We start from the raw sequence: 16,115 nt of genomic DNA, 5'->3' as shown, positions 1-16,115 counted from the left end.
GGAGCCTTAACGCGCTCCGCGTACCAAGCGTCCGGGACGGGCCCCGGTGTCGACATCGTCGCGCCGGGTGACGGTCCCGCTGACGATGGTGGCCGCGTATCCGCTGGCTCCCTGCAGGATCCGGTTTCCGCCGGCGGGCAGATCGAAGGCCATCGCGGCGGGATGCAGCGTCAGGGCGTCCATGTCGATGACGTTGATGTCGGCCTTCTTGCCCGGCTCGATGGTGCCACGATCGGTGAGGCCGAAGAGGTGGGCGGTGTCGCGGGCCTGCTTGCGGATCACGTACTCCAGCGACAGCTTCTCGCCGCGGCGCCGGTCCCGCGCCCAGTGCGTGAGCAGGAACGTGGGATACGAAGCGTCGCAGATCATCCCGCAGTGGGCGCCGCCGTCGGAGAGCCCGAGCACGCCGGCCGGGTGCAGCAGCATCTCCCGGATCGCGTCGCAGTTGCCGTCGGCGTAGTTGAACAAGGGGAGCATCAACATGGCGGTCGCGTCCGACTCGAGCATGAGGTCGTAGAGGGTGGACAGCGGATCCTCGCCGCGGGCCTTCGCAATGGCCGCGACGGTGCGGTCCGGGGTGGGCTCGTAGTCCGGCGGGTTACCGAGTGAGTAAAGGCGATGCAGGGAGTGCTGCACCAAAGCGAACATCCCGTCGAACAACATGGTCGGGTCGGCGGGCAGGTCTTCCTCGGACAGGATCGCGGCCTTCACCGCGGGATCGGCGAGGCGCCGCGCGAGTTCCTCGCGGCCGCATTCGGCCTGCAGTCGGCGGTACGTGGGCCGGTGGCTGAAGCCGTGGTGGCCCTGGAATCCGATCATCATGCCGAACGGGCGCGCCGCGACTTGCGGGTACAACCTGCTGCCCGCGGTGTGCGCTTCGGCGGAGAGGTCGAGCATCTCGCGCCACAGGTTCGGGTCGGCGTCCACCTGGATGAGGGCGAACGACACCGACCGGTCGATCTCGCCGCTCAACCGCCGCATCCAGTCCAGTTCCTTCTTGGGAGCGACGATGTCCTCGCCCGCCGATCCCTGCGGGGCCAGCTCGAACACCGCCTGGCCGCCGGCGGCCATGGCCCGCCCGAGGCCGAACAGTTCATCCTCGGCGGCGTAGGTGCCAGGGACCGGTTCGCCGTCCATCGCACGGTGCCCCATCGTGCGGGAGGTGGAAAATCCGAGCGCGCCGGCCTCGATCGCTTCCCTAACCAGCCGGCCCATGGCCTCGATGTCCTCGGGGGTGGCCGGCTCGTTGCGCGCACCCCGCTCGCCCATCGCGTAGGCGCGCACGGCGCCATGGGCGACCTGGCTGCCGACGTCGACCGCGAACTTGTGCTTGCCGATCGCGTCCAGATACTCGGGATAGGTTTCCCATCCCCAGGTGATGCCCTCGGTGAGCGCGGTGCCGGGGATGTCCTCGACGCCTTCCATCAGCTCGATGAGCCACTTCTCGGTGCCGGGCCGCACCGGCGCGAAGCCGACGCCGCAGTTTCCGGTCACGATCGTGGTGACGCCATGGCCGCTCGACGGCTCGAGCAAGCTGTCCCAACTCACCTGTCCGTCGTAGTGGGTGTGGATGTCGACGAAGCCCGGGGCCACCACCCGGCCGGTGGCATCGATGGTTTCGGCGGCCTCACCGCCCATCTCAGGGGAATCGGCCCCGCGGCGGACGACGTCGACGATCTTGCCGTCCTTGATCCCGACGTCGGCGCGATAGCGTTCCGCGCCGGTGCCGTCGACGACGGTGCCACCAACGATTTTCAGGTCGAACATGAGACTCTCCTTGCCGCCATGGGCTGAAGGCGCAAAAGACCCGCAGCATTACGCTACGGGAAGTAGCGTAACTCTTGCGGCGGCCATCGCAATAGGTTCGGCGAAAGTTGCTTGCCTCAAAGCGAACTCATCAGCGCCGCGACCGTTTCCAGATCGTCGAGCGCCTCGACACCGCGCCGCAGCCCTTCCATGGCGATGTCCTCGACCTGCATGCCGCCCATGCCCGCGGTGATCAGCGGCGCCACGTACGCGTACAGCGCAGCCTGGCGGAAGCGCAGCCAGAGTTCGTCGCGGTCCAGTTCGGGCCCACCGGCCGCGGCGAGCGAGCGCCGGTAGTCGTCGAGCAGTTCGCGCTGCGTCGTCCGGCGGTCTTCGGGCGTCAGGCTGGTGATCAGCGTGTAGGCCAGTTCCCGCGACGGGTGCCCGCGCCGCACCGCCTGCCAGTCCAGCAGGCCGGCCTTGCCGCCGTGGAAGTACATGTTGCCCGGGTGCGCGTCGCCGTGCATGACGGTGTGTGGGGGAGTGTCGATGAGGGCGGCGACGGCCCGGTAGTTGTCGGCGATGAAGCGGCCGCTTTCGACGGGGATCTCGGTGCGCTCGGCGAGGCGCTTGATCGAGGCGTGCATGAGCGTGCCCGTCAGCAGGGAAGTGACGTCGCCGGACGCCGTGTAGAGCCAGCCCAGCGGGCCGCGCCCGTCGCGGGGGAGTCGGTTCCAGAAGGTGGCGTGCAGGTCGGCGAGCAGCTCGACGATCAGGCTGGCCTGCTCGGGCGAAAGCGGGTGCAGGGTGTCGGGGAACTCGCACGACTCGGCGGGAAGGTCCTCCAGCACCAGCAGGTAGCGCCCCGTCCACGGGTCGAACGCCGCGCCGTACGCGTACGGGGCGCCGACGATCTGCGGTGCGAGCTGGCGGTAGAACCGCACCTCGGTGGGCCCGAGCCGGCCCAACTCGCCCATCAACCGGGTGGCCGCCGTCTTCGCCGCGAGCTTGACGAACACCGAGTCGGGGACATTCTTTCCGGTCAGCACCAGCCGGGCCCGCGACGACGTCCCCGCGTCGGCGCTCAGGACGCGGACCGTTCGGACGGCGGTGCCCATCACCTTGGAGAGCACGGCCGCGTCGATGTCCTGCACCCGCCGGGGCAACCCCAATCGGCCGCCGACCACCGCGTCGGTGGCTACCCGGCCCACGCCGCGGCCCAGGTGAGCGGCCAAGCCGGCGGCCGAAATCGCCCGCGTCACAGGGTTATTCATACTTTTCGTTTCTTGGTGCGGACGTGTCACCCGCACCGCGAGCCGTTCGGACGTCGCGGCACGGGGTCAATCAAAAATACTTCAAAGACCGGATATCAGACAATACGTCGTTATTGTCTGATCTCGGGTACCAGGGCCCGCACCACGAATTGGTCGACGAACTCGCGTTTGTCGGCGGCAGGGCGGTACCGCCAGGAGGGCGCCAGGAGAAACAACGTCGTCGCGTGCAGCCATTGGACGACCGACCGCGGGTCGAGATCGGCGTGCAGACGACCGGCCGACTTCCACCGATCCAGCAGCGGTTGGTAGTGCCGCAACAGCGTCTCCACGATGGGCTCCGAACCCTTCTCGAGGGCCGTCGCGACGGCGGTGCTCTCGGCGGCGAACAGTGCCTCGTTCAGTGGATCGCCGTCCACCGACTCGACGCGGGCCAGCACCATCTCGGGCACCGACCGCACCGGATCGTCGGGGGCGGCCAGCGACCGGACCAATTCGCCGAGCGCGTGGTCGACCCGCTTCAGGATCAGGCCCAGCAGAACGTCGTCGCGGCCGGGGAAGTACCGGTAGACCGTGGACCGTGACACCCCCGCCTCGTCGGCAACCTCACCCATCCGGAACTGAGTGTTGCCGCGCTGCGCGATGCAGCGGCCCGCGGCGTCCAAAATGCGCCTGCGGGCCTCCTCGTCGTCGAGGATCGCGCGGTCGTCGCCCCATCGGCGGCTCGGTTCCATGGCGCAGATGTTACGGGGTCAGTTCCCCACAACAATGAATTCCGTTGCGGACCAAGCACATCGGACGCACGCCGGATAGCGCGGGTTCAAGCGCCCGGGCGTTGGGTCAGATCGGTCCAGGTCAAGGTGACGCGGGTGCCGCGCGGGGTGCGGTCGATGGTCACCTCGTCGGCCAGTGTCTCCATCAACGGGATGCCGCGTCCGCGGAGTTGCTGCCGGTAGCGGGCCGGAACTTGCTGACGCCAACGGCCGCGATCGTCGACGGTGACGGACAAGGTGTCGGCCGGCCGGTCATAGGCCGCGCTCACGTCCAGCGTCCCGCGCTGGGAGGTCTGGCAATAGGCGAATTCGGCGGCGTTGGCGATGGCTTCGTTTACCGCCAGCAGGACGTCGCTGAACCGGTCGGAACTGAGACTGAAATGCGTTTCGAGCCAGACCCGGAATTCGGCTCGGGCCCGAGCAGCGCTGCGCCGGTCGGCGGCGACCCGATTCCGCGCGAAGCGGAAGCGGTCATCGATGTTCGACACGTCATGCGGTTGAGGATCAGAGCGGCCCATCGTTCCCAGTTGTGCCCCCATCTCGAGGTTCACCCACCAGCAATGCCGCTCAGTGCGTCGTCTAGCGAGCTGTAGAGCGCGAGCACGCTGTCGATTCCCATCAGTTTGATCGGTCTGCTCGTCGCCGAGCCGTTGGCGACGACAGCGAATTTTGTCGGCGGCTCGGTGTCCGCCTGCGCCGTCACCAGGACGGTCATCCCGGCTGAGGCCAAGAAATCCACTTTCGACAGGTCCACGATCAGCGCGGCGGGTTTGGTCGCCATCGCGGTCTGGATGGCCTCGGCCAGATGCGGCGAGCTGAGCATGTCCACTTCACCCGAGACGGTCAGCACGACCGCATCATCTACCTGCTGTTTTCCTACTGAGAAAGCGGTCGGATCGATTGGATCGCCAGTTAATTCGCCCATGGTCTATCACTCACATTCGGTCCCTGGGGACACCGTTAGCTCTTAGAACAGCCACTGCCAACACCGGGGGCTGCTTGTTCAACCCCACGGAAAGCGCTTGCCTTCGGAGGAGAGACACTCCGTCGATCTGCGCTCTAGCTACAGATGCAGCCGCAAGTTGTTTATTCGATGGTATGACACGCGGCGAACCACACCCAAAACGAGTGAACGAATCGCCCCGGCGCGCCGTCCTGTGAATGTGTGCGACGCCCCCCGCAGAAGTTGCGCATGGCATTGGCTCATGCGTGAATTGCCTGTACCGGACTCGTGTCCAGCCCGGCCCCCGTGGCCTGCACAAATGTGGAAGGACGGTCGGCGTGGAGCCCGGTGAGCGCGGTAGCGAGCAAGACGACCCGCGGGCCGATGTCGAGCCCACCGGCGCCCGTCCCGACGCGGTGACACGACGGCGCGCATTGCTGGGCATGGGAGCCGTGGCCGGCATCGCCGCGGTCGACGTCGGTGGCTTCGCCTACGCGGGCGGCTGGCTGCGACCCGGTGCGTTGACACCACCCCGGTTCGCCGACCGCTTCGAAAACGTCTACGGACGCCACGACGGCTTTCGCCGGAATCACGCCAAGGGGCTCAGCGCGGTCGGAACATTTACGAGCACCGGGGCGGGGGCGGCGATCTGCCGGGCCGCAGTCTTCCGGGCGGGGAACGTGCCGGTGATCGGCCGGTTCTCGCTGTCGGGAGGCCTGCCGGATCAGGCGGACGCGCCGACCACGGTGCGCGGACTGGGCTTGCTCTTCCAGGGCCCCGACGGCCAGCAATGGCGCACCGCGATGGTCAACATCCCCGTCTTTCCGGACAGCACGCCGCAGGGCTTCTACGACCGGTTGCTCGCGTCCAAACAGGTGGCCGGGACGGGCAAGGCCGACCCGGAGAAGATGGCCGCGTTCCTCGACCGTCACCCCGAGACGGTCGCGGCGATGAAGGTCATCAAGCAGACCCCGCCCAGCGTGGGGTTCGCCGACAGCGCGTTCTACGGCCTGAACGCGTTTCGGTTCACCAACGGCGCGGGGGCAACCGTTCCGGTGCGCTGGGCCGCCGTTCCGCAGGAAGTGGCGGGCGCGCCGGCGTCACCGGCCGGCAAGGACTACCTTTTCGACGACCTCATCCGGGCGCTCGCGCAGCGACCGCTCACTTGGCGGCTGGTGCTCACGGTGGGGGAGCCGGATGATCCGACCCACGACGCGACGAAACCCTGGCCGCGATCGCGCCGAACCATTGACGCCGGCACCATCACCGTCACGGCGGTGCAGACCGAGGCGCCCGGCAACGCTCGCGATATCAACTTCGACCCGCTGGTGCTGCCGGACGGCATCACCGCCTCCGACGACCCGCTACTCGCAGCGAGATCGGCCGTCTACGCCCGCTCGTTCACCCGCCGCGCGGAGGAACCCAAGACACCCAGCGCAGTCGACGTTTCCCGGGTGCTCCGGTGAGCGACGCCAACGCCACGGCCCGGTTCGCGCTCCCGTCCCGCGTGCTGCACTGGCTGATGGCGCCGATGGTGATAGCCCAACTGCTCATCGGCGTCACCATGGTCGCGGCGCTGAGCTACTACCCGCTGCTGCTGGCCATCCATCGCCCGCTCGGTGTGCTGATCCTGGTGTTCGCGGTGGTGCGGCTGGCGAATCGGCTCAGACATCGGCCCCCGCCGTTTCTGTCCACGATGAGTCGCGCCGAACGGCGCATCGCGACGTGGTCGGAATATCTGCTCTACGCCCTGCTGCTGGTGCAGCCCCTCACCGGGTGGGCCATGCTCTCGGCGGCGCGGTTTCCGGTCACGCTGGTGGGGCCGCTGCGACTGCCCGGCATCGCGCCGCACAGCATCGACGTGTTCGCGGTGCTGCGCGAGTGCCACGGCGCCTTCGCGTTGCTGCTGTTTCTGACGTTCACCGCCCACATGTGCGCGGTGCTCTTTCACACGCTCGTGCTGCGCGACGGGCTTCTCGATCGGATGGCGCTGTGGCGGGTCAGGCCCGCCTCCGCGCGGGCAGACCAAGCCGAGCTGTAACGACCTGCCTCCCCGGGCGCTGATCGGCCGAATATGATCGGCACGATTAGCGCAGGGTGCTTGGCACCGCAGGCGCGGTGACCATACGCCGACCACGAAGGAGTGGAGAACTTCCATGCCGAACGAGAAGCAAGCGGAGCGGATGACGTCGGGGAAGGGGTTCATCGCGGCGCTCGACCAGAGCGGCGGCTCGACGCCCAAGGCGCTGCGCCTCTACGGCATCCAGGACGACGCGTATTCCTCCGAAGAGGAGATGTTCGACCTCATCCACCAGATGCGTTCGCGAATCATCACCTCCCCGGCGTTCACCGGTGACCGCGTCCTGGCCGCGATCCTGTTCGAGCAGACCATGGACCGCGAGATCGAGGGCACCCCGTCCACCACCTATCTGTGGGAGACCAAGGGCGTGGTACCCATCCTCAAGATCGACAAGGGCCTGGCCGAGGCGTCCGACGACGTGCAGCTGATGAAGCCGATCCCGGGACTGGACGAGCTCCTGGAGCGCGCCGTGAGCAAGGGCGTCTTCGGTACCAAGGAACGGTCGGTGATCGGCGGCGCCAACGCCAAGGGCATCGCCGCCGTGGTCGCCCAGCAGTTCGAGCTCGGCCACCAGGTGCTCTCGCACGGCCTGGTGCCCATCATCGAGCCCGAGGTCACCATCTCGATCGCGGACAAGGCCGAGGCCGAGGGCATCCTGCGCGACGAGATCACCAAGCAACTCGAGAACGTGCCCGACGGGCAGCGCGTCATGCTCAAGCTGAGCTTGCCCACCGAGGCCAACTTCTACCTCTCCCTGATCGAGCACCCGAAGGTGATGCGAGTGGTTGCCCTCTCCGGCGGTTACTCGCGCGAGGAGGCCAACGAGCTGCTGGCGAAGAACCACGGGCTGATCGCCAGCTTCAGCCGCGCGCTGACCGAGGGGCTCACCGCCGACCAAACCGACGAGCAGTTCAACGCCACGCTGGACAAGGCGATCCAGTCGATCTACGACGCGTCGGTCGCCGGCTGACCTAGTAGCGTGGCGGCGACCCGCATTCGCCCGGTCCCCCGCAAGCGGGAGGTGCCCCCACCGCCGCGCTCGCGATCGCCGCTAGTAGCGGTGGTCGGCCATCCGGGGCGGGCCGTCCCCGGCGTCACGTTCGTCCGACACCACTGCGGGCACCATCTCGCTGGTCACCAGCCCGTCGTCGCGGGTCAATTCGTCGATCACGTCGAAGGATTCGGCGATGTTGGCCGGAGTGTCGACGACGATGGTCACCACGGGGACGCGCCGGCGCAGCGACAGGAACTTGTCACCGTGCGGTTGATGGTCGCCGTGGTAGCCCCAGATGCCCCGCACCACCGTCGCGCCGTCGGGCGCTTCGCGTTGACGAAGCCGCTGCACGATCGCGCGGTGAATCGGCACCCCGCCGCGTAAAGCCGACTCGGACGTGTAGATCGTCAGCTTCTGGAACAGTGGCAGACCCCGCTCGTCGACCCCGGGGAGGGCGTGCGGCCGTTCCAGGAGTTCGCCGTCGCGTTTGCACACGCGGACCCGCTCCAGGGTGACCATGGGTTGCCGGAGCAGCCCCATCAGCTCCGGCAGCACCGCTGCGATGCGCTCGCCGGATCCGACGGCGACGATCATCATCGGGACGTTGGCGTTACGGCCGAAGAAGCGCGCACGGTGCCGCTGTCCGTGGGTGACGCCGTCGACGCCCAGCAGCACCGATGCGCCCGCTATCCGTCGCCGATGCAGCACATCGCAGACGGCGACGTAGGCGGGGGCGCCGTTGACACGTTCCTTGCGGCCGACGTAGACGGTCAGCTTGACGGCTTCCCGCAATTCGTCGGGAAGTTGCAGCGGCTCTAGGAGTTCCCCGCCGTCGCGTAGCAGCCGCGCCCGCTCCAAAGTGACCAGGCCCCGCTGCTTGATGGCGAGCACCGGGTCGAGCAGGGCCTCGATCCTCGCCCTGGTGTCGACGGCGATGATGGCGACGGGCGGGTCCTCGGACAACGTCAGCGACTCGTCTGTCCTCAGGTGGCGCCCGGAACCGAAGCCGCCGATGCCACGGAGCACCACGCCACAGGCGATGCGATGCCGGGCATAGAGGTCGAGCAGCACATCGGACACGAAGCCTTGGTCGGTCCGGCGACGCTCGGCCAGGTAGGTGGTGAGCTTCAGACAGTCTTCGTCCATGGCCGCTCCCGTCGCTTTGCGGCGATCCTACTCGGTTGGAGACCTCAAGCGTCGCAACGGTGTTCGACGCTGTGCGGCTCACCGTAGGTTTTCGGTCGGCACCGCGTAGCGGTCCTGGTAGGCGCGCACCCGCTGGCGGACCTCGCCGGCGTCGAGACCGGTATCCGACCAGGTGTAGCGGCCGCGCCCACCGTCACCGGGGTGGGCGGCGAGGAAGTCACGCATCTTCTGCTCGGCGTCGGGTCGCAGCTCGCGGTCGAGCCGCTGGTAGATGTCCTTGATCGTGGTCCACGGGTCATTGATGAAGTCGGTGTACTGCACGTCGATCACGCGGTCCGCCGGCACCGCCCCGCTGTCGCGCAGGGTCATCTCGCGTTCCAGCCCGACGACGATCTCCTCGTAGGACTGCGCCGCGCACTCGGCGATGCTGGACTCGTCGCTGCACATCCGGCGCAGGTGATGGGTCAGCGCGGCGATCGACGAGATGACGTTGAGCGGGTCGCGATGGGTCTGCACGATCAACGCGTCGGGGTACTCGGCCAGCAGCGTGTCGAGTTGCCACAAATGCGCCGGCGACTTCAGCAACCACTGCCCGGGAACGCCGGACTGCAAGTGCTGCAGGAAGATTCGGTGAAAGCGGTAGGCACCCGCGTGGTCCGCCTCGTAGAGCAGCCAGCGGTAGTAACTCGGCAGGCGGTACTGCACCGAAAAGATCATGCTGACGAACTCTGCGGCCGTGATGCGCACGCACTCCTGGCCGACGAGGGCGCCCATCGGATGAAACGCCAGAAATCCCGGCATGATCTGCTCGGACATCTCGATGGTGGCCTGCGCCTGCGCGATGCGCGGATCGTCGTGATAGGTCTCCGGCTGCGGAACCGGGCAAGGCTCGTCGACCTCCCAGGTCAATGGGGCGCGCAGCGCAGGGTCCTGGGCGAGCAGGTCGTAAAGGATCGTGGTCCCCGTACGGGGCTGACCGACGATGAAGATCGGCGCCGCAACCGGTTTCGTCGCGATCTCGGGATGCTGCTTGCGCCAGGCGATCACGCCCAGGCGATTCTTCAGGGCCCGCATGATGTCGAGGTGGGCGATCTCCACGCCGATGTCCGACAGGCGCGCGTCGTTGATCAGCCCGTCGGTGAGGCGGTGCAAGCCCGGCCGCCACCCCTCGGCGCCGAAGTCGTCGCTGCCGACTTCCTCGCAGGCGGTGGCTATCAGCCGTTCGGGGGCGAATCGGTCCTTCAGTGTCATACCGGCTCCTCACATCGGCGCACCGCCACTGCTACGTCGGGAGGGCTGGGGTTGTCCAGCCAGCGCAGGACGACGAAGCCGCGATGCCGGCCACCGGTGTCGAGCCAATGGCCGACTCCGAAGTCCTTCGCGGAGATCGCAATTCGCACCCGGCCGTCCGAGTCGGGCAAGACGCCGCGGTTGGTCACCGAGCTGTGCCGGGCGCGCGGTTCCAGGCACTCGTGCCAGATGCTCTCCAGCGTGACGTTCCAGTACCGGGTATCGGGGGGAGCGATGTCGAGAACCAGGGCCTCGTTCGGTTCGAGCCGGTAGGTCCCGATCATGTACAGGTTGTCCGGGGTGGTATCGGCGGCGCCGAGGTTGGCGGCCTCGGCGGTCAGCAAGATGTTGGGCATGTCGAGCAGTTCCGGCTTGACGGTGCGGTGCAACGTCGCGAGCTTCATCAGTGACCACGCCATCGCGGTGAACTGGTCGGCGAGTTCGCCGTCCTTCAGCGGCGCCAGCGGGCCGGGGTCCAAGGCCTCGATCCGCAGCGTGGCCAACTCTTCGAGCGCCCGGTCACCGATGTACTCCCGGACCACCACCGACGAGGCGTCCTCGGGAATCTTCACCCATTGCGCACCGGCGAGATCGGCCGGTTGGTCCGTCGACAGCACGAGCGCGAATTCGCCTGAGTCCAAGGCCAAGTCACTGTCGCTGACGTATGCCGCCATGCGGCGCGGCGTGAGTCCCGTCCCGGCCAGGATCTGCAGCCCGAGGTAGGCGCTGGTGCCCCGGGATCCGGTGATCCGGTAGCTCCGGTCCCCACGAATCATCGCCAGGTAGTAGTTGCCGTCGGGATTGGGTCCACCGACCATGCGGTTGTCCGAACACATATCGAAGAAGGAGGGCCGCCCGGGGTCCGCCTCGACGGACATCTGTGCGCACAGGGACGAGACGCGGGCGATCAGCCGCAGGCCTTCGAGCAGTTCCCGCTCGGATTCGGCGTCTTCGCTCACGACCTTGGTGATGTCCGCAAGCATCTGCTGGACGAACTGCCACGCGGCGCGCGCCTTCGGGGCCGTTTGATCGGACGAATCGGTATCGTGAGACATCGTCTCATGCTAAGACTATGTCTTACGACTTAGGCGTCGATTCGCGGAAAAGGCGGGGGAATGGCTGCCACGACATCGTTGGCCGAACGCAAGCGAACGGCCATGCGTCAGCGCATCGCCGCCGCCGCCGCTCAGCTGGTCGCCGATCGCGGCCTGGCCGGCGCGACGGTGGACCGCATCGCTGACGAGGCCGACATCGGACGGGCGACCTTCTTCCGCTACTTCAACTCCAAGGAGGACGCCGTCGCCGAGGGCATGACGGTCCATTGGCTCAACCGGATCACCGCCGCCCTGGCCGCCCAGCCCGAAGGCCTGAGCGCCACCGCCGCCGTTATCGGCGCCTTCTCCGAGCTCGCCGCCGGGTTCGGCGACATCGAGGACCAGGTTCGCGATTTGGCGGTTCTGACAAGGTCTTCCGAGACGTTGGACGCGTGGACATTGCACATCTATGTGCGTTACGAGCTGGCGATCGCCGAGCTGATCGCGCCGCGGCTGCCGCGATTGGCGGACCACGATCCCCGGCCCCGCCTGATCGGCGCCCTGGCGATGGCGACCGTGCGGATCGCCCTCGACGACTGGCTCAGCCACGGGGGCTCCCTACCGGACCGCGTGAGTCGGGGCCTGGCAGCGATCACGATCGGGTGATCAGCCTTTGAGCGCCTCGACGATGAGCCGCGTCGTGCGCTCGGCCCGTCGTCGTGAGTAGGGCTGTGCGCCGGAGAGGATCGGATACACCACACCGCCGACGATCGCGTCCGCGGCCGATTCGGCCGTGGCGGCGGCGATGCCGTCGGCGAGCAGCCGGGCCCGCACGCTTTCGTGCAGCGGCGCGCTGAATCCGGCGCGCAGTCTGACGGCGGTGTCCTCGTGTTCCATGCAGGCGACGGTCAGGGTTCGCAACATCGCGGCGCCGCGGGCGGTCGTCAGGCTGGTCGCCAGCTTGCCCACCCAGCGAACCAGGTCCGCCGTCAGGTCGCCGGTATGGGATACCGACGCCAGCAGCCGATCGGCGTCCTCGAGCATGACGTCGGCGACCAGCGCCGGGCGACTCGGCCACCACCGGTAGATGGTCTGCTTGCCCACGCCGGCCCGGGCGGCGACCGCCTCGATGGTCAGGCCGTCGAAGCCGCGCTCGAGAAGCAGCTCGCGCGTGGCGGTGACGATCGCCGTGCGCGACTTCTCGCTGCGCCGCCTCGGCGTGCTCACCTGAGTGAGATCGCTTGGCATATGGTGATCCTCACTGCCGCGGCGGCCCGCTTTACATAGCCTGACTACCCCCGGTAGTCTGCCACAAGACGAGACGGTCCGTCTTGTAAGTCTCGGAAGGATATCAGTCCGTGCGGCCAACCATAGTCACCTCCCGGCCGTCATCGTGACCCTGGGACTGAGCCCGGAGCAGCAGGAGCTCAGCGACGCCGTTGGGCAGTTCGCCGGCCGGCACGCCCCCGTCGCCGCCACCCGTGACAGCTTCGAGGACCTCGCGGCGGGGCGGCGCCCCGGATGGTGGGATGCCCTCGTCGGCAACGGCTTTCACGCCGTGCATTTGCCGGAGAGCCTGGGCGGCCAGGGCGGCCGGCTGATCGACGCGGCCTGCGTTCTGGAGGCGGCGGGCAAGGCGTTGTTGCCCGGCCCGCTGCTGCCGACGGTCGCCGCGGGGGCCGTCGCCTTGCTCGCCGATCCGACACCGGCCGCCGAAGCGCTGCTGCGCGACCTGTCGGCCGGCGTCACCGCGGCCATCGTGCTCCCCGACGACGGCGACTTCAGGGCGCACGCCGACGGCGGGGGATGGCGGATCACCGGGGCGTCGGAGGTCACCGCGGGCGTGTGCGCGGCGCGAACGGTCCTCGTCGGCGCCCGCGCGGAAGGCGACGGCGTGGTCTGGGTGGCCGTCGACAGCGAAAACCCCACGGCGACAGCGGAGTCCGTCAACGGTACGGACCTGGTCGCGGACGCCGGCATTTTGCGGCTCGACGACTATCGCGCTGCCGGCGCGCAGGTTCTCACCGGGATCGATCCCGAGCGTGCGCGGTGCGTCACGCTGGGCCTGCTGGCCAGCGCGATGGCCGGCATCGTGCAGTGGTGCGTCGAAGCGGTGACCGCGCACCTGCGCATCCGCGAACAGTTCGGCAAGGTGATCGGTACCTTCCAGGCGTTGCAGCACAACGCCGCGATGCTGTTGGTCAGCAGCGAGCTGACCACCGCGGCGGCCTGGGACGCGGTGCGCGCCGCCGACGAAGCGATCGACCAGCACCGCATGGCCGCCGCCGGTGCGGCGGTGATCGCGATCTCACCGGTACCCGACCTCGTCCTCGACGCGTTGACCATGTTCGGGGCCATCGGGTTCACCTGGGAGCACGATCTGCACCTGTACTGGCGGCGGGCGATCAGCCTCGCGGCCTCGATCGGCCCGGCGAATCGCTGGGCCCGCCGCCTGGGCCAGCTGACCTGCACCCAGCAACGCGACATGTCGGTCGACCTCGGCGACGCGGAATCGCAGTTCCGGGCGTGGGTGGCCGAGACCCTCGATGCCGCAATGCAATTGCGCAATGACCAGCCGGCACCGCACGGCGACTACCCGGACCAGGCCTCCGGGCCCCAGCGCACTTTGATGGCCGACGCCGGCCTGATGGCTCCGCACTGGCCGGCGCCGTGGGGCGTCGACGCGGGTCCCCTCAAACAGCTCATCATCGACGAAGAGTTCGCCAAGCGACCCGGGCTGGTCCGGCCGTCGCTGAACATCGCCGAGTGGATCCTGCCCTCGGTGCTGGCCGCTGCACCAAAAGATCTGCAAGAAAAGCTGATTCCGCCGACCCAACGCGGCGAGATTCATTGGTGCCAGCTGTTCAGTGAGCCGGGTGCCGGCTCCGACCTTGCGTCGCTGGCCACTCGGGCGACCAAGGTCGACGGCGGTTGGCGGATCAACGGCCACAAGATCTGGACGTCGTTGGCGCAGTACGCCGACCTTGGCGCCCTGCTGGCGCGCACCGACCCCGAAGCCAGCAAGCATCGCGGCATCGGCTACTTCATCCTCGATATGCGGTCGCCCGGCATCGAAATCCAGCCGATCAAAACGGCCACCGGGCAGGCGCACTTCAACGAGGTGTTCCTCAACGACGTCTTCGTGCCCGACGAGATGTTGCTGGGTGCTCCCACCGACGGATGGAACCTCGCGATCGCCACCATGGCCGAAGAGCGTTCGGCCATCAGCGGTTACGTGAAGTTCGACAGGGCTGCAGCGCTGCGCCGGCTCGCGGCCGAGCCGGGGCCCGACCGCGATGACGCGCTGCGCGCGCTCGGCGAACTCGACGCGTACACCAATGCCATCAAGGCACTGGGGGTGCGGGAGACCATCCGGCTGCTCGACGGTCAGGCGTCGGGGCCGGCGTCCAGCATCGCGAAGGTGGCGATGAACGTGCTGCTGCGCAGGACGTTCGAGGCCACGCTGCGGTTGACTGGACGCACGGCGATGGTTGCCGACGCCGACCCCGACATCGTGGAGGGCTACCTGCACCTGCCCGCCGAGCTGATCGGCGGCGGAACCCGGGAGATCCAGCTGAACATCATCGCGCAGATGATCCTCGGACTTCCCAGAAAGTAGGATGGCCCATGGGATTACGCGGAGAAGCGGCAATCGTCGGCTACGTCGAGTTGCCGCCCGAGCGGCTCAACAAGGCCTCGCTCGCGCCGTTCGCGATCGAACAATGGGCGGAACTCTCCGCGGCCGCACTCGAGGACGCCGGACTCCCCGGTGATGTCGTCGACGGGATCGTGGCATCGCACCTGGCGGAGTCGGAGATCTTCGTACCCTCCACCATCGCCGAATACCTCGGCGTCGGAGCGCGATTCGCCGAGCACGTCGACCTCGGCGGAGCCAGCGCAGCGGCCATGGTCTGGCGTGCGGCAGCGGCGATCGAACTGGGCATCTGCGACGCGGTCCTGTGTGCGCTGCCCGCGCGGTACATCACCCCCTCGTCAAAGAAAAAGCCCAGGCCGCTGGTGGACGCGATGTTCTTCGGCTCGTCGAGCAACCAATACGGCTCTCCCCAGGCCGAATTCGAGATCCCCTACGGCAATCTCGGCCAGAACGGGCCCTACGGGCAGGTGGCCCAGCGCTATGCGGCCGTCTACGGGTATGACGAGCGGGCGATGGCCAAGATCGTCGTCGACCAGCGGTTCAATGCCAACCACACCGAGGGCGCGATCTGGAAGGACAAGCCGCTCACGGTCGACGACGTCCTGGCCAGCCCGGTGATCGCCGACCCGCTGCACATGCTGGAGATCGTCATGCCCTGCGTCGGGGGCGCCGCGGTGGTCGTCGCCAACGCGGATCTCGCCAAACGCGCGCGCCATCGGCCGGTGTGGATCAAGGGATTCGGCGAACACGTGCCGTTCAAGACCCCGACCTACGCCAAGGACCTGCTGCACACCCCGATCGCGGAGGCCGCCGACACCGCGTTCGCCATGACCGACCTGAGCCGCGAGCAGATGGACGTGGTGTCGATCTACGACTGCTACACCATCACCGTGCTGCTGTCGCTGGAAGACGCGGGCTTCTGCGAGAAGGGCAAGGGCATGGAGTTCGTCGCCAACCATGACCTCACCTTCCGCGGCGATTTCCCGCTCAACACCGCGGGCGGGCAACTGGGCTTCGGTCAGGCCGGTCTCGCCGGCGGCATGCACCACGTCTGCGACGCCACGCGCCAGATCATGGGCCGCGCCGGCGCGGCGCAGGTGGCCGACTGTAACCGCGCCTTCGTGTCCGGCAACGGCGGAATCCTGTCGGAACAGACCACGCTGATTCTCGAGGGGGACTGATC

General features: G+C 68.0%; 15 protein-coding genes. 6 read left to right on the top strand and 9 right to left on the bottom strand.

Features of this window, described 5'->3' with window-relative positions; genetic code table 11:
- Positions 1-6 precede the first annotated feature (6 nt).
- The 5 genes from A5773_RS11485 to A5773_RS11465 all read right to left on the bottom strand — a co-directional run bounded on the left by A5773_RS11485 (position 7) and on the right by A5773_RS11465 (position 4,715).
- Entirely contained in the window at positions 7-1,767 is a 1,761-nt protein-coding gene (locus A5773_RS11485) for an amidohydrolase family protein (RefSeq protein ID WP_066951191.1), read from the bottom strand.
- A gap of 116 nt (positions 1,768-1,883) precedes the next feature.
- The gene (locus A5773_RS11480) at positions 1,884-3,020 is read right to left on the bottom strand and encodes a phosphotransferase (protein WP_067790963.1); all 1,137 of its coding nucleotides are present in this window, start codon (positions 3,018-3,020) and stop codon (positions 1,884-1,886) included.
- A gap of 110 nt (positions 3,021-3,130) precedes the next feature.
- Entirely contained in the window at positions 3,131-3,751 is a 621-nt protein-coding gene (locus A5773_RS11475) for a TetR/AcrR family transcriptional regulator (protein WP_066951199.1), read from the bottom strand.
- An 86-nt stretch (positions 3,752-3,837) separates the two neighbouring features.
- On the bottom strand, positions 3,838-4,278 hold the full coding sequence (locus A5773_RS11470) for an ATP-binding protein (protein ID WP_082948202.1): 441 nt from the start codon (positions 4,276-4,278) through the stop codon (positions 3,838-3,840).
- Positions 4,279-4,337: 59 nt separating this feature from the next.
- Positions 4,338-4,715: an STAS domain-containing protein gene (locus tag A5773_RS11465; RefSeq protein ID WP_066951202.1), complete on the bottom strand. Its 378-nt coding sequence runs from the start codon at positions 4,713-4,715 to the stop codon at positions 4,338-4,340.
- Positions 4,716-5,071: 356 nt separating this feature from the next.
- Between A5773_RS11465 and A5773_RS11460 the strand changes: the two genes are divergently transcribed.
- From A5773_RS11460 to A5773_RS11450, 3 genes are all read left to right on the top strand, one after another.
- Positions 5,072-6,199, top strand: coding sequence for a catalase family peroxidase (locus A5773_RS11460; RefSeq protein ID WP_369817351.1), 1,128 nt, complete (start codon positions 5,072-5,074; stop codon positions 6,197-6,199).
- On the top strand, positions 6,196-6,774 hold the full coding sequence (locus A5773_RS11455) for a cytochrome b (RefSeq protein ID WP_082948190.1): 579 nt from the start codon (positions 6,196-6,198) through the stop codon (positions 6,772-6,774). Before A5773_RS11460 ends, A5773_RS11455 begins: the two co-directional genes overlap by 4 nt.
- 115 nt (positions 6,775-6,889) lie before the next feature.
- Complete coding sequence (locus tag A5773_RS11450) at positions 6,890-7,783, top strand: fructose bisphosphate aldolase (protein ID WP_067790961.1); 894 nt, start codon at positions 6,890-6,892, stop codon at positions 7,781-7,783.
- An 81-nt stretch (positions 7,784-7,864) separates the two neighbouring features.
- Here the strand turns inward: A5773_RS11450 and A5773_RS11445 are convergent, their stop codons facing one another.
- The 3 genes from A5773_RS11445 to A5773_RS11435 all read right to left on the bottom strand — a co-directional run bounded on the left by A5773_RS11445 (position 7,865) and on the right by A5773_RS11435 (position 11,298).
- Complete coding sequence (locus A5773_RS11445) at positions 7,865-8,953, bottom strand: DUF190 domain-containing protein (RefSeq protein WP_066951208.1); 1,089 nt, start codon at positions 8,951-8,953, stop codon at positions 7,865-7,867.
- 78 nt (positions 8,954-9,031) lie between these two features.
- Positions 9,032-10,204 (bottom strand): sulfotransferase, encoded by a 1,173-nt coding sequence (locus A5773_RS11440; RefSeq protein WP_067266339.1) that lies wholly within the window; start codon positions 10,202-10,204, stop codon positions 9,032-9,034.
- Positions 10,201-11,298: a DUF1214 domain-containing protein gene (locus tag A5773_RS11435; protein ID WP_067790960.1), complete on the bottom strand. Its 1,098-nt coding sequence runs from the start codon at positions 11,296-11,298 to the stop codon at positions 10,201-10,203. The genes A5773_RS11440 and A5773_RS11435 overlap by 4 nt, the downstream gene beginning before the upstream one ends.
- A gap of 60 nt (positions 11,299-11,358) precedes the next feature.
- Between A5773_RS11435 and A5773_RS11430 the strand changes: the two genes are divergently transcribed.
- Positions 11,359-11,943: a TetR family transcriptional regulator gene (locus A5773_RS11430; protein WP_066951222.1), complete on the top strand. Its 585-nt coding sequence runs from the start codon at positions 11,359-11,361 to the stop codon at positions 11,941-11,943.
- Here A5773_RS11430 and A5773_RS11425 read toward each other — a convergent pair whose 3' ends face one another.
- Entirely contained in the window at positions 11,944-12,525 is a 582-nt protein-coding gene (locus tag A5773_RS11425) for a TetR/AcrR family transcriptional regulator (protein WP_066951225.1), read from the bottom strand.
- Between the two features lie 145 nt (positions 12,526-12,670).
- Here A5773_RS11425 and A5773_RS11420 point away from each other — a divergent pair, with 145 nt between their 5' ends.
- On the top strand, positions 12,671-14,896 hold the full coding sequence (locus tag A5773_RS11420; protein ID WP_067266330.1) for an acyl-CoA dehydrogenase: 2,226 nt from the start codon (positions 12,671-12,673) through the stop codon (positions 14,894-14,896).
- An 8-nt stretch (positions 14,897-14,904) separates the two neighbouring features.
- Entirely contained in the window at positions 14,905-16,113 is a 1,209-nt protein-coding gene (locus tag A5773_RS11415; protein WP_066951233.1) for a thiolase family protein, read from the top strand.
- The last annotated feature ends 2 nt before the right edge of the window (positions 16,114-16,115 follow it).

The sequence above is a fragment of the Mycobacterium sp. 852014-52450_SCH5900713 genome, from assembly GCF_001667075.1.
Lineage (GTDB): Bacteria > Actinomycetota > Actinomycetes > Mycobacteriales > Mycobacteriaceae > Mycobacterium.
Note: the sequence above shows the minus strand (reverse complement) of the source record. Positions and strands in the feature narration are given on the sequence as shown.

Coding starts and splice junctions, on each gene's coding strand:
- A5773_RS11445 (WP_066951208.1), bottom strand. CDS start 8,953: ATGGACGAAGACTGTCTGAAGCTCACCACCTACCTGGCCGAGCGTCGC.
- A5773_RS11425 (WP_066951225.1), bottom strand. CDS start 12,525: ATGCCAAGCGATCTCACTCAGGTGAGCACGCCGAGGCGGCGCAGCGAG.
- A5773_RS11435 (WP_067790960.1), bottom strand. CDS start 11,298: ATGTCTCACGATACCGATTCGTCCGATCAAACGGCCCCGAAGGCGCGC.
- A5773_RS11450 (WP_067790961.1), top strand. CDS start 6,890: ATGCCGAACGAGAAGCAAGCGGAGCGGATGACGTCGGGGAAGGGGTTC.
- A5773_RS11475 (WP_066951199.1), bottom strand. CDS start 3,751: ATGGAACCGAGCCGCCGATGGGGCGACGACCGCGCGATCCTCGACGAC.
- A5773_RS11440 (WP_067266339.1), bottom strand. CDS start 10,204: ATGACACTGAAGGACCGATTCGCCCCCGAACGGCTGATAGCCACCGCC.
- A5773_RS11415 (WP_066951233.1), top strand. CDS start 14,905: ATGGGATTACGCGGAGAAGCGGCAATCGTCGGCTACGTCGAGTTGCCG.
- A5773_RS11465 (WP_066951202.1), bottom strand. CDS start 4,715: ATGGGCGAATTAACTGGCGATCCAATCGATCCGACCGCTTTCTCAGTA.
- A5773_RS11480 (WP_067790963.1), bottom strand. CDS start 3,020: ATGAATAACCCTGTGACGCGGGCGATTTCGGCCGCCGGCTTGGCCGCT.
- A5773_RS11485 (WP_066951191.1), bottom strand. CDS start 1,767: ATGTTCGACCTGAAAATCGTTGGTGGCACCGTCGTCGACGGCACCGGC.
- A5773_RS11430 (WP_066951222.1), top strand. CDS start 11,359: ATGGCTGCCACGACATCGTTGGCCGAACGCAAGCGAACGGCCATGCGT.